Annotated in this window: 13 protein-coding genes; 8 read left to right on the forward strand and 5 right to left on the reverse strand. The window is 63.4% G+C overall.

What is annotated here, in order from left to right:
• Window positions 1–529: 529 nt before the first annotated feature.
• The 6 genes from MnOB_RS10055 (at window position 530) to MnOB_RS10080 (ending at window position 5,291) form a co-directional block, all read left to right on the forward strand.
• On the forward strand, window positions 530–1,168 hold the full coding sequence (locus tag MnOB_RS10055) for a peroxiredoxin (RefSeq protein ID WP_077524082.1): 639 nt from the start codon (window positions 530–532) through the stop codon (window positions 1,166–1,168).
• Window positions 1,169–1,268: 100 nt separating this feature from the next.
• The gene (locus MnOB_RS10060; protein ID WP_077524083.1) at window positions 1,269–2,231 is read left to right on the forward strand and encodes a sulfonate ABC transporter substrate-binding protein; all 963 of its coding nucleotides are present in this window, start codon (window positions 1,269–1,271) and stop codon (window positions 2,229–2,231) included.
• Window positions 2,232–2,282: 51 nt separating this feature from the next.
• Window positions 2,283–3,437, forward strand: coding sequence for an FMNH2-dependent alkanesulfonate monooxygenase (gene ssuD / locus MnOB_RS10065; protein WP_077524084.1), 1,155 nt, complete (start codon window positions 2,283–2,285; stop codon window positions 3,435–3,437).
• A 10-nt stretch (window positions 3,438–3,447) separates the two neighbouring features.
• A complete protein-coding gene (ssuC, locus tag MnOB_RS10070) occupies window positions 3,448–4,233 on the forward strand; it encodes an aliphatic sulfonate ABC transporter permease SsuC (protein ID WP_077524085.1) in 786 nt (261 codons plus the stop codon).
• Window positions 4,230–5,039, forward strand: a complete 810-nt coding sequence (gene ssuB, locus MnOB_RS10075; protein WP_077524086.1) for an aliphatic sulfonates ABC transporter ATP-binding protein — start codon at window positions 4,230–4,232, stop codon at window positions 5,037–5,039. Before ssuC ends, ssuB begins: the two co-directional genes overlap by 4 nt.
• 36 nt (window positions 5,040–5,075) lie before the next feature.
• Window positions 5,076–5,291, forward strand: a complete 216-nt coding sequence (locus MnOB_RS10080) for a TOBE domain-containing protein (protein ID WP_016490167.1) — start codon at window positions 5,076–5,078, stop codon at window positions 5,289–5,291.
• A 173-nt stretch (window positions 5,292–5,464) separates the two neighbouring features.
• Here MnOB_RS10080 and aguA read toward each other — a convergent pair whose 3' ends face one another.
• The 5 genes from aguA to MnOB_RS10105 form a co-directional block, all read right to left on the reverse strand.
• A complete protein-coding gene (gene aguA, locus MnOB_RS10085) occupies window positions 5,465–6,571 on the reverse strand; it encodes an agmatine deiminase (RefSeq protein ID WP_077524087.1) in 1,107 nt (368 codons plus the stop codon).
• Window positions 6,572–6,656: 85 nt separating this feature from the next.
• Window positions 6,657–7,535 carry an N-carbamoylputrescine amidase gene (gene aguB, locus MnOB_RS10090; RefSeq protein WP_077524088.1) on the reverse strand — a complete coding sequence of 293 codons (879 nt, stop codon included), beginning with the start codon at window positions 7,533–7,535 and terminating at the stop codon, window positions 6,657–6,659.
• A 196-nt stretch (window positions 7,536–7,731) separates the two neighbouring features.
• Entirely contained in the window at window positions 7,732–8,376 is a 645-nt protein-coding gene (locus tag MnOB_RS10095; protein ID WP_077524089.1) for a TetR/AcrR family transcriptional regulator, read from the reverse strand.
• Between the two features lie 167 nt (window positions 8,377–8,543).
• Window positions 8,544–9,605, reverse strand: a complete 1,062-nt coding sequence (locus MnOB_RS10100) for a polyamine ABC transporter substrate-binding protein (protein WP_077524090.1) — start codon at window positions 9,603–9,605, stop codon at window positions 8,544–8,546.
• 150 nt (window positions 9,606–9,755) lie between these two features.
• Window positions 9,756–11,141 carry a glutamine synthetase family protein gene (locus MnOB_RS10105; RefSeq protein WP_077524091.1) on the reverse strand — a complete coding sequence of 462 codons (1,386 nt, stop codon included), beginning with the start codon at window positions 11,139–11,141 and terminating at the stop codon, window positions 9,756–9,758.
• 278 nt (window positions 11,142–11,419) lie between these two features.
• Between MnOB_RS10105 and MnOB_RS10110 the strand changes: the two genes are divergently transcribed.
• Window positions 11,420–12,172, forward strand: coding sequence for a gamma-glutamyl-gamma-aminobutyrate hydrolase family protein (locus MnOB_RS10110; protein WP_077524092.1), 753 nt, complete (start codon window positions 11,420–11,422; stop codon window positions 12,170–12,172).
• A 142-nt stretch (window positions 12,173–12,314) separates the two neighbouring features.
• Entirely contained in the window at window positions 12,315–13,673 is a 1,359-nt protein-coding gene (locus MnOB_RS10115; RefSeq protein WP_077524093.1) for a glutamine synthetase family protein, read from the forward strand.
• The last annotated feature ends 25 nt before the right edge of the window (window positions 13,674–13,698 follow it).

Below are 13,698 nucleotides of genomic sequence, written 5' to 3' on the forward strand. Positions count from 1 at the left end.
CAGCTTAACGCCCTATCGGGGTGTCCAGAATCATTAGGCCACTTCACGGACAGCCCCCTCTCCCTCTGGGAGAGGGTTGGGGTGAGGGAAGTGGGGCTCCGCTCGGTGCTTAATCGTGTTGGGCCTCGCAGGCTCGGACCAACCTACGGGGCCGCTGCGCGGCCCTTTGGCGAATGAATTCGCCCCTACAGGGAAGTGCCTGGCCTGAACGCCGGCACGGACAGCCCCCTCTCCCTCCGGGAGAGGGTTGGGGAGAGGGGCTTTTGTAGGTTGGGCAGAGCGCAGCGAAGCCCAACGAGGTCGTTCGCGACTCCGCGTGTTGGGCTTCGCTTAGCTCAGCCGCAACCTACAGTTCGATCGGGTATGAACTAGCCGGGAACCTCATTCCAGAGGCCTTCCCGGTCTTTTCATGCTTGCGATTTAATATTCATAAAAAGCATAAATAAATTGTTATTTATTCTTTTTAATTTTCAGCGCGACTCCGCATAGTGAGCCCCACGGAACGACACCCAGACACAGGAGCAGCACCATGAGTATCCGCCTCGGCGACATCGCCCCCGACTTCGAACAGGAATCCAGCGAAGGCCGCATCCGCTTCCACGAGTGGCTGGGCAGCAGTTGGGGCGTGCTGTTCTCGCATCCGGCCGACTTCACCCCGGTGTGCACCACCGAGCTCGGTTTCACCGCCAAGCTGAAAGATGAATTCGCCGCTCGCGGGGTCAAGGCGATTGCCCTTTCCGTCGACCCGGTGGATTCCCACCACCGCTGGATCGAGGACATCAACGATACCCAGGGCACCCTGGTTAACTTTCCGATCATCGCCGATGCCGATCGCCAGGTGTCCGACCTGTACGACCTGATCCACCCGAACGCCAACGACACGCTCACCGTGCGTTCGCTGTTCATCATCGACCCGAACAAGAAGGTGCGCCTGATCATCACCTACCCGGCCAGCACCGGGCGCAACTTCAACGAGATCCTGCGGGTGATCGACTCCCTGCAGCTGACCGACAACCACAAGGTTGCCACCCCGGCCAACTGGCAGGACGGCGACGACGTGGTGATCGTTCCCTCGCTCAAGGATGAAGACGAGATTCGCCAGCGCTTCCCGCGCGGCTACAAGGCGGTCCGGCCGTACCTGCGCCTGACCCCGCAACCCAACCGCTGATTCATCCGGCGCCTCGCGCGCACTGAACGACCCCCGCCTTACTCACCCGCCAACGGGAAGCAGGCAACGACACCACAAGCAAAGTCATGAGGAGAGCGCCATGCGCACCATCACTTTGCGTCGGAGCCTGGCTGCCCTGTTCGCGGCTGCCCTGGCTTTCGGCGCCATCACTCAAGCACAGGCCGAAACCCTGCGGATCGGCTACCAGAAGTACGGCACCCTGGTGCTGCTCAAGGCCAAGGGCACGCTCGAGAAGCGCCTGGCCGAACAGGGCGTTGAGGTCAAATGGACCGAATTCCCCGGCGGCCCGCAGCTTCTGGAAGGCCTGAACGTCGGTTCCATCGACTTCGGCGTGACCGGAGAAACCCCGCCGGTATTCGCCCAGGCGGCAGGCGCCGACCTGCTCTACGTGGCCTATGAGCCGCCGGCCCCGCAGAGCGAAGCGATCCTCGTGCAAAAGGGTTCGCCCATTCAGTCGGTGAAGGAACTGGCCGGCAAGAAGGTCGCCCTGAACAAGGGCTCCAACGTGCACTACCTGCTGGTGCGTGCCCTGGAAGAGGCCGGCCTGAAGTACAGCGATATCCAGCCCGTGTATCTGCCACCGGCCGACGCCCGCGCCGCCTTCGAGCGCGGCAGCGTGGATGCCTGGGTGATCTGGGACCCCTTCCAGGCTGCCGCCGAGAAGCAACTGGAAGCCCGCACCCTGCGCAACGGCGAAGGGCTTGTGGATAACCATCAGTTCTACCTGGCCACCCGCACCTATGCCCAGAAGCACCCGCAGGTGATCAGCACCCTGATCGAGGAAGTGCGCGCCGTTGGCGAGGACTCCAAGGCCGATCCGGACAAGGTCACCGAACAGGTTGCGCCGCTTCTTGGCCTGCCCAAGGACATCACCTCCATCGCGGTGAAGCGCCAGGGCTACGGTGCCCAGCCGCTGAGTCCGGAGGTCGTCACTGCGCAGCAGAAGATCGCCGACACCTTCACCGCGCTGAAGCTGATCCCGAAAAAACTCAGCATCGCCGACGTGATCTGGACGCCGCCCGCCAAGGTTGCGCAGCAGTGACTTGAACCCCTCTCCCATAGGGAGAGGGGAGGTTTTTAAGGAGACGACTCCATGAGCTTGAACATCTTCTGGTTCCTGCCGACCCACGGCGACGGCCACTACCTCGGCACATCCGAAGGCGCCCGTGCCGTTGACCACGGCTACCTGCAACAGATCGCCCAGGCGGCGGACCGTCTCGGCTTCGGCGGCGTGCTGATCCCCACCGGACGTTCCTGCGAGGACTCCTGGCTGGTGGCGGCTTCGCTGATTCCCGTGACCCAGCGCCTGAAATTCCTCGTCGCCCTGCGTCCCGGGATCATTTCGCCGACCGTGGCCGCGCGCCAGGCAGCGACCCTGGATCGACTGTCCGGTGGCCGCGCGCTGTTCAACCTGGTGACCGGCGGCGACCCGGACGAACTGGCCGCTGATGGCCTGCACCTGAACCATGAAGAACGTTACGAAGCCTCGGTGGAGTTCACCCGCATCTGGCGCCGTGTGTTGGAGGGCGAAACCGTCGACTACGACGGCAAGCACATCCAGGTGAAGGGCGCCAAATTGTTCTACCCGCCGCTGCAGCAACCGCGTCCGCCGCTGTACTTCGGTGGCTCCTCCGAAGCGGCTCAGGACCTCGCGGCCGAACAGGTGGAGTTGTACCTGACCTGGGGCGAGCCGCCGGCAGCGGTCAAGGAGAAGATCGAACAGGTACGCGCCAAGGCTGCCAAGCAGGGCCGCACCGTGCGCTTCGGCATTCGTCTGCACGTGATCGTGCGTGAAACCAACGAAGCCGCCTGGGCAGCTGCTGACCGTTTGATCGAGAACCTCGATGACGCCACTATCGCCAAGGCGCAGGCTGCCTTCGCACGCTTCGATTCCGTGGGCCAGCAGCGCATGGCCGCCTTGCACAACGGTCGCCGCGACAAGCTGGAAGTCAGCCCCAACCTCTGGGCCGGCGTTGGCCTGGTGCGCGGTGGCGCCGGTACGGCGCTGGTGGGCGATGGCCCGACCGTGGCCACGCGGGTGAAGGAATACGCCGACCTCGGCATCGACACCTTCATCTTCTCCGGCTATCCGCACCTGGAAGAGTCCTATCGCGTCGCCGAACTGCTGTTCCCCCATCTCGATGTGGCCCGTCCGCGCACCAATGACGGCCTGGGTTTCGTCAGCCCGTTCGGCGAGATGGTCGCCAACGAAGCGCTGCCCGAAGCCAAGCTGGCATCGCAGAGCTGAGGGCGCGGGGATGAAACTCGAATCCATACTTCTGCGCCTGGCGCCCTGGGCCTTGCCCGTGGTGCTGCTGGCGATCTGGCAGGTCGCGGTGGTCACCGGCCTGCTCTCCACCCGCATCCTGCCGGCGCCGAGCGCGGTGCTGACGGCGGGCTGGGACCTGCTGTCCAGCGGTGAGATCTGGACCCACCTGGCCATCAGTGGCTGGCGCGCGGGTATCGGCTTCACCATCGGCGGCGGCCTCGGCCTGCTGCTGGGCTTCATCACCGGCCTGTCGAAGTGGGGCGAGCGCTTGCTGGACAGCTCGGTGCAGATGATCCGCAACGTGCCGCACCTGGCGCTGATTCCGCTGGTGATCCTGTGGTTCGGCATCGATGAGTCGGCGAAGATTTTCCTGGTCGCCCTCGGCACCCTGTTCCCCATCTACCTCAACACCTATCACGGCATCCGCAACGTCGACCCGGCGCTGGTGGAAATGGCGCGTAGCTATGGCCTGTCAGGCTTCGCCCTGTTCCGCCAGGTCATCCTGCCCGGCGCGCTGCCTTCGATCCTGGTGGGCGTGCGCTTCGCCCTCGGCTTCATGTGGCTGACGCTGATCGTCGCCGAGACGATTTCCGCCAGCTCCGGTATCGGCTACCTGGCGATGAATGCCCGCGAGTTCCTGCAGACCGATGTGGTTGTGCTGGCGATCCTGCTCTACGCGGTGCTCGGCAAGTTGGCCGACGTCGCCGCCCGTGGCCTGGAACGCATCTGGCTGCGCTGGCACCCGGCCTACCAGGCCAAGGGAGGTGCCGCATGACCGCCGCCCAGGCTCCACAACGCCTCAAGCGCGGTATCCCGCTGGCGCTGCGCGGTATCGGCAAGGCCTTTGGCGAGCGCGAGGTGCTCAAGGGTATCGACCTGCTGATTCCGGCCGGCCAGTTCGTCGCCGTGGTCGGTCGCAGTGGCTGCGGCAAGAGCACCCTGCTGCGGCTGTTGGCCGGGCTGGATCAGCCTTCCCGTGGCGAACTGCTGGCCGGCTCGGCGCCGCTGGAAGACGCCCGCGAGGACACCCGGCTGATGTTCCAGGATGCGCGCCTGCTGCCCTGGAAGCGGGTGATCGACAACGTTGGCCTGGGCCTCTCCGGCGACTGGCGCCCGCGCGCCCTGGAAGCCCTGGAAGCGGTGGGCCTGGCCGACCGTGCACAGGAGTGGCCGGCAGCGCTTTCCGGTGGCCAGAAGCAGCGTGTGGCCCTGGCCCGCGCGCTGATCCACCAGCCGCGCCTGCTGCTGCTGGACGAACCGCTGGGGGCGCTGGATGCGCTGACCCGCATCGAGATGCAGCAACTGATCGAGCGCCTGTGGCAGCAGCACGGTTTTACCGTCTTGCTGGTGACCCACGATGTGAACGAGGCAGTGGCCGTTGCCGACCGGGTGATCCTGATCGAGGAAGGCACCATCGGCCTCGATCTGCCGGTCGAGTTGCAGCGTCCGCGAGCCCGTGGCTCGGCGCGCCTGGCTGCGCTGGAAGCCGAAGTACTGGACCGGGTGCTGTCACTCCCGGCCGCGCCACCGGAACCTGAACCCGTTTCCCCTCTGCCCACGCAATTGCGTTGGGCGCTTTGACCCAAACCCATACCCCCGAGCAAAGGAATAACCGCCATGACCATCAAAGCCATCAACGTCCGTAACCAGTTCAAGGGCACCATCAAGGAAATCATCGAGGGCCCGGTGCTTTCCGAGATCGACGTGCAGACCGCCGCCGGCGTCGTCACCTCCGTCATCACCACCCGCTCCGTACGTGAGTTGGAGCTGGGTGTGGGTTCCGAGGTGATCGCCTTCGTGAAATCCACCGAGGTGTCGATCGCCAAGCTGTGATGCTGATCTGTGGGAGCGAATCGATGTTGTAGGGGCGAATTCATTCGCCAAGCAGGCCGAAGGTCTGCCCTGCAAGGCATCAGGGGGGCAGCTGCGCTGCCCTTGGCGAATGAATTCGCCCCTACAAAAACAAACCCCCGCATCTGCGGGGGTTCGTTTTTATCCAGCCTCACTCAACGCTTTTGCGGCGCCGGTTGTTGCTGGGTGATGCAGTGGATGTTGCCGCCGCCGAGGAGGATCTCGCGGCCGGGCACCATCACCACTTCATGCTGTGGGAAGACGCGCTTGAGGATGGCTTCGGCCGTGGCGTCCTTGGCGTCGTCGAATTTGGGCGCAACGATGCCGCCGTTGACGATCAGGAAGTTCACGTACGACCCGGCCAGGCGGATCGACGGATCGCGTTCCTGGGTGCCTTCCACCAGGTCCACGCCCGCGCATTCTTCCTCGGTGGCGTAGATCGGGCCGGGGATCGGCATCTTGTGCACCACCAGCTGGCGGCCCTTGGCGTCGCGGGCGTGCTCCAGCACCTTCATGGCGGCCTGGCAGCGCGGGAAGTTCGGGTCGTGCGGATCGTCGGTCCAGGCCAGCAGGACTTCGCCCGGGCGGACGTAGCAGCAGAAGTTGTCCACGTGGCCGTCGGTTTCGTCGTTGTAGAGGCCAACCGGCAGCCAGATCACGGTCTGCACCGCCAGTTGCTCGCGCAGCACCGCCTCGATTTCTTCACGGGAAAGGTGCGGGTTGCGGTTTTTGTTCAGCAGGCATTCTTCGGTGGTGATCAGGGTGCCTTCGCCGTCCACGTGGATCGAGCCACCTTCCAGCACGAAACCATCGGTGCGGTAGCGCTTGCTGCCTTCGATCTCGAGGACCTTGCGCGCCACCTGGTCGTCGCGGTTCCAGGGGAAGTAGAGGCCGCCATCGAAGCCGCCCCAGGCGTTGAAGGTCCAGTCCACGCCGCGGACGTCGCCATTGTCGTTGACCACGAAGGTCGGGCCGGTATCGCGGACCCAGGCGTCGTCGGTGCTGATTTCCACGACGCGGATGTTTGGTTCGTCGAGGCGCGCGCGGGCGTTCTCGTACTGGCCGGCGGAGACGCAGACGGTCACCGGCTCGAAGCGGGAAATGGCCTTGGCCACAGCGGTGAAGGCCGCTTGCGCGGGCTTGCCGCCAAGGCGCCAGTTGTCCGGGCGCTCCGGCCAGACCATCCAGGTGCGGGTATGGGGTTCCCACTCGGCCGGCATGCGGAAGCCGTCGTCGCGGGGGAGGCTGTTCAGAGTGTTCATCGATCCACCATCGGTATGGAATGGGGCAGGGGCCAGCCTGCTGGCGAACAGTGCATCGCCATCAGGCTGGCCCCTGTTTTAACTGTCAGGACTCGAGGGAGCCGTCCAGGGTCTTGATCGGGGAGTATAGGTTCGGGCGACGGTCGCGGAACACACCCCAGGCGCTGCGCACGTGCTCCAGGCGGTCCAGGTCGAAGCTGTGTACCAGGATGCCTTCCTCGGTTTCGTTCAGTTCCTGGACCTTGGCACCGAACTGGTCGGCGATGAAGGAGGAGCCGTAGAAGGTGATGTCGTAGCCGTCCTGTTCTTCCTTGCCGATGCGGTTGGATGCCACCAGCGGCATCAGGTTGGCGCCGGCATGGCCCTGCTGTACGCGCTGCCAGTGGTCACGGGAGGTGATGTTGGCGTCGTGCGGCTCGCTGCCGATGGCGGTCGGGTAGAAGAGGATTTCGGCGCCCAGCAGGGCCATGCTGCGCGCGGCTTCCGGGAACCACTGGTCCCAGCAGATGCCCACGCCGATCTTGGCGTAGCGGGTGTTCCAGACCTTGAAGCCGGTGTCGCCCGGGTTGAAGTAGTACTTCTCGTGGTAGCCGGGGCCGTCCGGGATGTGGCTCTTGCGATAGACGCCGAGGTTGGAGCCGTCGGCATCGATGATGGCGATGCTGTTGAAGCGTGCGCGGCCGGCCTGCTCGAAGTAGCTGATGGGCAGCACAACCTGCAGCTCACGGGCGATGTTCTGGAAATGCGCGATGGCTTCGTTGGTCTCGGTCGACGTCGCCAGCTGCAGGTAGTCCGGGTTCGGCTTCTGGCAGAAGTAAGGGGTCTCGAAGAGTTCCTGGATCAGGATGATCTGCGCGCCCTTGGCGGCAGCCTGGCGAACCAGTTTTTCAGCGTTGGCGATATTTGCGCCGCGATTCCAGGAACAGGCCATCTGCGTGGCGGCGACGGTAACGATGCGGGACATGAAACACCTCGTCAGTACGAATAAGAGCCGGTTGCCGGATATCTATCGGCAATCGGTGGTTTTTCCGTGCTGGCGGAGTGTGCCGCCGTGCGGATGGCGACTTTATAGCCGATAAAAATCTGCTTTCAAAGCGAGATTTATCTATCGAAGTCGGAATTTCGATTTATTTGCGGATAAATATCGGATTTGTATCGGCTCAGATTTCCCGCAGCGCCGCTCGCTTCGGCAGGTAAGGCGGCAGGTACAAACCCAGGTAGGCATCGAACACACGCATGCCTTCCTCGGCCAGGCGCGGGGTGATTTCGCCGTGCAGCTGCACCGAACGGGCGTAGACGCGGTCGCCCAGTTCCATGGCCAGGGCGAAGACATCGACATCCTCGGGCAGCGCCGGCAGCTCGAAGTGGCGTTCGAACAGGGCATGCATGAGCCGTCCCAGTTCGATGTCGTGCTGGCGGTCGGCCTGGGTGACTTCGGTGAGACCATGCTGGGCGAGGATCAGCTGGCGCGCAGCGGCGTCGGCACCGTAGATCGACAACATCCGTTCCTCCACCAGTCGCGACAGGTCGTGCCAGTGGCGCAGGCCTTCGTGTTCGATGGGCTCCTGGAGGCAGGCGCGGAAAGCCGCGTGGATATCCGCGGTGAGGGCTTCGAGGATCGCCGGGACGCTGGAGAAGAAGTGGTAGACGGAGGAGGGCGGCATTTCCGCGCGCTCGGCGACGCTGTAGATCGACAGGTTGGCCACTCCCTGTTCCGCGAGCAGGGTGCGGGCGGCGTCGAGAATCCCGGCGATGCGCAGCTGGCTGCTGGCGCGGGGCTTGCGAGCGGTGGCGTGGCGCGGCATGGGTAGCTCCTTTCCGAAGAGCCGCTATTGGACGCCAGGCGACCGGGTCGGGGCAAGCGAACGCGCAGCGGTGGACACCGATCGCGATTGGAATTCGCTGTAGGGTGCGCCGTGCGCACCGGGGGTGGTTGCACGCGCATTCTGGTGCGCGCGGCGCACCCTACCGGCTACTTGTTGCCTTCGCGGAAGGCCGTCCACACCTCATCACGCGTGGCACTGAGTTTCTCCGGCACGGGCTCAACCGGGAACAGGCGCCGCTTGGTGTCCTTGTCCGGGTACAGGCCCGTCTGGTTGCGCAGGGACTCGTCCAGGTACTGGCGGGCGTCGGCGTTGCCGCTGGGATAAAGGGTCGCGCCGGTGACCTTGGCCGCGACCTGCGGGCGCAGCATGAAGTCGATGAACCTGTGTGCGAGGTCGGCGCGGTTGGCGCTGGTGGGAATCGCCAGGTTGTCGATGAACAGCACCGAGCCTTCGTCCGGGACCATGAAGGTCACCGGCTGGCCGGCAGCGGCGGCGTTCAGGGCGTCACCGACCCAGGCCATGGCGACGCAGAGCTTGCCGGCGTTGAGGTCGGCGATGTAACGCTCGCTGTCGATGTAGCGCAGGTTCGGTCGCAGTCCGCTGAGGGTCTCGGCGCTGCGCTTGAGGCGGCTCGGCGCACTGCGGGCAAGGTTGCGGCCCTGGTAGTTGAGCAGCACGGCGAGGGTTTCGTCGGGGGCGTCCAGCAGGCTGATGCCGCACTGGCCGAGGCGTGCGCTCTGCTCGGCATCGAACAGCAGGCTCCAGCTGTGGGGCAGCGGGCCGCCGAAAGCCTTTTCCGCCTGGGGAGTGTTCACGGCCAGGCCGACGGCGCCCCAGAGATAGGGGACGGCGTGCTGGTTGTTCGGGTCCATCGCAGCCAGCTTGCTCAGCAGCTGTTTGTCCAGGTGCTGGCGGTTGGGCAGGCGGGCGAAGTCCAGGGGCTGCAGACGACCTTCCTTGATCAGCCGGGGCAGGTCGTTATGGGAAGGCACGGCAACGTCGATGGGCTCGCCGCTGGCCAGCGCCTTGTTCAGTTCATCGGCGCTGCTGAAGGTGCGGTAATCGACCTTGATGCCGGTCTCTTTCTGGAACGCTTCCAGCACCTCCGGGGCGATGTAGTCGTTCCAGTTGTAGACACGGATCAGGTCTTCGGCCTGGGCCAGTGCGGGGAGCAATGCGAGCAACAGTGGGGCGAGCAAACGGGGCATGACGTCCTCCCTGGTAGAGCATGCGGGTTCTGTTTGTTCAGGCGTGCGGGTGCCGCAAGGCGTCGGCAGCCGGAATGACGCGCCGCGCCGGGTGTTGCAAAGGTTGCAGATACAACAACGCCGGCCCTGGGGCCGGCGTTGTGGACTCGCTTACACGGTATGCAGGTACCAGTTGTACTCGAGGTCGGAGATGGAGTGTTCGAACTCCTCCAGCTCGCTTTCCTTACAGGCAACGAAGATGTCGATGTAATCCGGGCTGATGTACTTGGCCAGGACTTCGCTGTCGTCCAGCTCGCGCAGGGCATCGCGCAGGTTGTTCGGCAGGCTCTGCTCCAACTGCTCGTAAGAGTTGCCTTCGATAGGCGTGCTCGGCTCGATCTTGTTGGTCAGTCCATGGTGAATACCGGCCAGGATGGCCGACATCATCAGGTAGGGGTTGGCGTCGGCACCGGCCACGCGGTGCTCGATGCGTACGGCATCCGAACTGCCAGTGGGTACGCGGACCGCCACGGTGCGGTTGTCCAGGCCCCAGCTCGGCGCGTTCGGTACGTAGAACTGCGCGCCGAAACGGCGGTAGGAGTTCACGTTCGGGCACAGGAAGCCCATGGACGCAGGCATGGTCTCGAGCACACCGCCGACCGCGTGACGCAAAGCGGCGTTCTGCTCGGGATCATCTGAGGTGAAGATGTTCTTGCCGGTCTTCTTGTCGATCAGCGAGATATGCACGTGCAGACCGTTGCCCGCCTGGCCCGGGTAGGGCTTGGCCATGAAGGTGGTGTCCATCTCATGGTCGTAAGCGATGTTCTTGATCAGGCGCTTGAGCAGCACGGCGTAGTCGCAGGCCTTCAGGGCGTCTTCGACATGGTGCAGGTTGACTTCGAACTGGGCCGGGGCGCTTTCCTTGACGATGGCGTCGGCCGGGATGCCCTGGACCTTGGCACCTTCGAGGATGTCCTGCAGGCAGTCGGCGTATTCGTCGAGGTCGTCGATCAGGTACACCTGGGTCGACTGCGGTCGCTTGCCCGAGATGGGCGAACGCGGCGGCTGCGGACGGCCATTAATGTTCTCCTGGTCGATCAGGTAGAACTCCAGCTCGAAAGCGGCGCAGATGGTCAGGCCGAGGTCATCGAACTTTTCCACCACACGACGCAGGACCTCGCGTGGGTCGGCGAAGAAGGGTTCGCCTTCGCCTTCGACCTCATGCATGGTCATCAGCAGTTGCGCGGTCGGGCGCTTTTGCCAGGGTTCGTCGCTGAGGGTGCTGGGGATGGGATAGCAGATGCGGTCTGCGTCGCCGATGTCCAGGCCGAGGCCGGTGCTTTCGACTGTGGAACCGTTGATATCGAGAGCGAAGATCGAAGCGGGGAGGTTGATGCCTTTCTCGTAGACTTTGGTCAGGCTGGCGCGTTCGATTCGCTTGCCTCTCACCACTCCATTCATATCTGCAATCAACAGGTCGACGAACTGGACCTCAGGATGCTCCTTAAGGAACTCGTTCGCTTCTTGAAGCTGAACGGCACGCGGGGGTACCGACATGATGCAACACCTTTTTTGTTAAAAATATCAATCACGCTCTATCTAAGGTGTGAGTCAATCCGAATCACCCCTTGATGTCAAGCGAGCCCTATTTTGCCCCAAAAATGGGCTCGATGGCCAGTTTTTGGGCGTTCTGGGGCATCCGAACCTCTCTCCGAACCTTATCGGCTGCGGTGCTCAGCGGGGCGTGTTCAATTTTTTACAGCCCTATTGTGTAAAAAAATGAACAACGCTAAGCTCGGTCGAAACCCAAATCAGACAAATAATACGGGTGTCTCATGTCTCGCCTGCCGTTGATCGGCGTATCCGCTTGCACCAGAGAGATCGGTCCTCAGACCTATCATATAGCTGGTGAGAAGTATCTGCGTGCGGTAGCGGTCGGAGCCGGTGGAATTCCGCTGGTAATTCCGGCCCTGGCTGAACTGATGGACCAAGCGACGCTCCTGGCCAGCCTGGACGGTCTTCTCTTTACCGGCTCCCCGTCGAACGTGGAGCCCCATCATTATCAAGGCCCCGCATCCGAGCCCGGCACTCGTCACGATCCCGCCCGGGATCGCACTACTCTTCCTCTGGTCCGTGCGGCCATCGCCGCCGGTATTCCTGTTCTGGGCATTTGCCGTGGTTTCCAGGAAATGAATGTGGCCTTTGGCGGCACCCTGCACCAGCGCGTGCATCTAGTAGAAGGATTCATGGACCACCGCGAGCCGGCCGACGAGCCGTTCGAGGTGCAATACGCTCCCCGGCACCCGCTTCAGGTGCAATCGGGTGGCGTGCTCGACGGCATCGGCTTGCCGTCCGAGATTCTAGTCAACTCCATTCATGGCCAGGGCGTTGAACGTCTGGCGCCGGGCCTGCGTGTAGAGGCTCTGGCGCCTGATGGGTTGGTCGAGGCCTTTTCGGTCGAAGGCGCCAGGAGCTTTGCCCTCGGAGTGCAGTGGCATCCCGAGTGGCAAGTGCAGACCAACCCGAACTATCTCGCCATCTTCCAGGCCTTTGGTGAGGCTTGCAGGGAGAAGGCGGGGAATCGCTGAGCGGGAGAACTCTTCAGGAAACCGGCGAAGTTGCCGTGTCGCGCAGTTCGGACTGTACTGATCGCGGCGGTGCCTCGATGGGCGTGAAATGCCACGAACCTGCTGAATGCCTTCTAGTGAAGCTCTCAACCCTGAGGTCTTTATGACTACCAAGCTCGACCAGCTGACCAGCTGGCTGAAAGAACGCAAAATCACCGAAGTTGAATGCATGATCAGCGATCTTACCGGTATTGCCCGCGGTAAAATTTCGCCGACCAACAAGTTCCTGGACGAGAAGGGCATGCGCCTCCCCGAGAGCGTGCTGCTGCAGACCGTGACCGGCGACTATGTTGAAGACGACATCTATTACGAGCTGCTGGACCCCGCGGACATCGACATGTTCTGCCGTCCGGACCAGGCCGCCGTCTACCTGGTGCCCTGGGCCATCGAGCCCACCGCCATGGTTATCCACGACACCTTCGACAAGCAGGGCAACCCGATCGAGCTGTCCCCGCGCAACCTCCTGAAGAAGGTGCTCAAGCTTTACGCAGATAAAGGCTGGAAGCCCATCGTCGCGCCGGAAATGGAGTTCTACCTGACCAAGCGCTGCGACGACCCTGACTTCCCGCTGCAGGCCCCGCTGGGTCGCTCGGGCCGCCCGGAAACCGGCCGCCAGTCCTTCTCCATCGATGCGGCGAACGAATTCGACCCGCTGTTCGAGGACATGTACGACTGGTGCGAGATGCAGGACCTGGACCTCGATACCCTGATCCACGAGGAAGGCCCCGCGCAGATGGAAATCAACTTCCGTCATGGCGATGCCCTCGACCTCGCGGACCAGATCCTGGTGTTCAAGCGCACCATGCGTGAGGCCGCCCTCAAGCACAACGTGGCAGCGACCTTCATGGCCAAGCCGATCACCGACGAGCCGGGCAGCGCCATGCACCTGCACCAGAGCGTGATCGACATCAACACCGGGAAGAACATCTTCTCCAACGATGACGGCTCCATGAGCGAACTGTTCCTGAGCCACATCGGCGGTCTGCAGAAGTTCATCCCCGAGGTCCTGCCGCTGTTCGCGCCGAACGTGAACTCCTTCCGCCGCTTCCTGCCGGATACCTCCGCGCCGGTGAACGTGGAATGGGGTGAGGAAAACCGCACCGTGGGCCTGCGCGTTCCGGATGCGGGTCCGCAGAACCGTCGTGTGGAAAACCGCCTGGCCGGCGCTGACGCCAACCCTTATCTGGCCATCGCCGCCAGCCTGCTGTGCGGTTACATCGGCATGGTGGAAGGCGTGAAGCCAAGTGCACCGGTCAAGGGGCGTGGCTACGAGCGCCGCAACCTGCGCCTGCCGCTGACCCTCGAGGCGGCGCTGGAACGCATGGAGTCGTGCCGGGACATCGAAAAATACCTGAGCGGCAAGTTCGTGACGGCCTATGTGGCGGTCAAGCGTGCCGAGCATGAGAACTTCAAACGGGTGATCAGCTCCTGGGAGCGTGAGTTCCTGCTGCTCTCTGTCTGATTTGCAACGGAGGCCGGCCGCCTCG

The sequence above is a fragment of the Metapseudomonas resinovorans genome (assembly GCF_002003485.1).
Lineage (GTDB): Bacteria > Pseudomonadota > Gammaproteobacteria > Pseudomonadales > Pseudomonadaceae > Metapseudomonas > Metapseudomonas resinovorans_D.

Bases quoted from the DNA above. Each gene is read 5' to 3' on its own strand.
- MnOB_RS10115 (WP_077524093.1), top strand. From the start codon at position 12,315: ATGACTACCAAGCTCGACCAGCTGACCAGCTGGCTGAAAGAACGCAAA.
- MnOB_RS10110 (WP_077524092.1), top strand. From the start codon at position 11,420: ATGTCTCGCCTGCCGTTGATCGGCGTATCCGCTTGCACCAGAGAGATC.
- MnOB_RS10100 (WP_077524090.1), bottom strand. From the start codon at position 9,605: ATGCCCCGTTTGCTCGCCCCACTGTTGCTCGCATTGCTCCCCGCACTG.
- MnOB_RS10080 (WP_016490167.1), top strand. From the start codon at position 5,076: ATGACCATCAAAGCCATCAACGTCCGTAACCAGTTCAAGGGCACCATC.
- aguB (WP_077524088.1), bottom strand. From the start codon at position 7,535: ATGTCCCGCATCGTTACCGTCGCCGCCACGCAGATGGCCTGTTCCTGG.
- aguA (WP_077524087.1), bottom strand. From the start codon at position 6,571: ATGAACACTCTGAACAGCCTCCCCCGCGACGACGGCTTCCGCATGCCG.
- ssuB (WP_077524086.1), top strand. From the start codon at position 4,230: ATGACCGCCGCCCAGGCTCCACAACGCCTCAAGCGCGGTATCCCGCTG.
- ssuD (WP_077524084.1), top strand. From the start codon at position 2,283: ATGAGCTTGAACATCTTCTGGTTCCTGCCGACCCACGGCGACGGCCAC.
- MnOB_RS10095 (WP_077524089.1), bottom strand. From the start codon at position 8,376: ATGCCGCGCCACGCCACCGCTCGCAAGCCCCGCGCCAGCAGCCAGCTG.
- ssuC (WP_077524085.1), top strand. From the start codon at position 3,448: ATGAAACTCGAATCCATACTTCTGCGCCTGGCGCCCTGGGCCTTGCCC.
- MnOB_RS10060 (WP_077524083.1), top strand. From the start codon at position 1,269: ATGCGCACCATCACTTTGCGTCGGAGCCTGGCTGCCCTGTTCGCGGCT.
- MnOB_RS10055 (WP_077524082.1), top strand. From the start codon at position 530: ATGAGTATCCGCCTCGGCGACATCGCCCCCGACTTCGAACAGGAATCC.
- MnOB_RS10105 (WP_077524091.1), bottom strand. From the start codon at position 11,141: ATGTCGGTACCCCCGCGTGCCGTTCAGCTTCAAGAAGCGAACGAGTTC.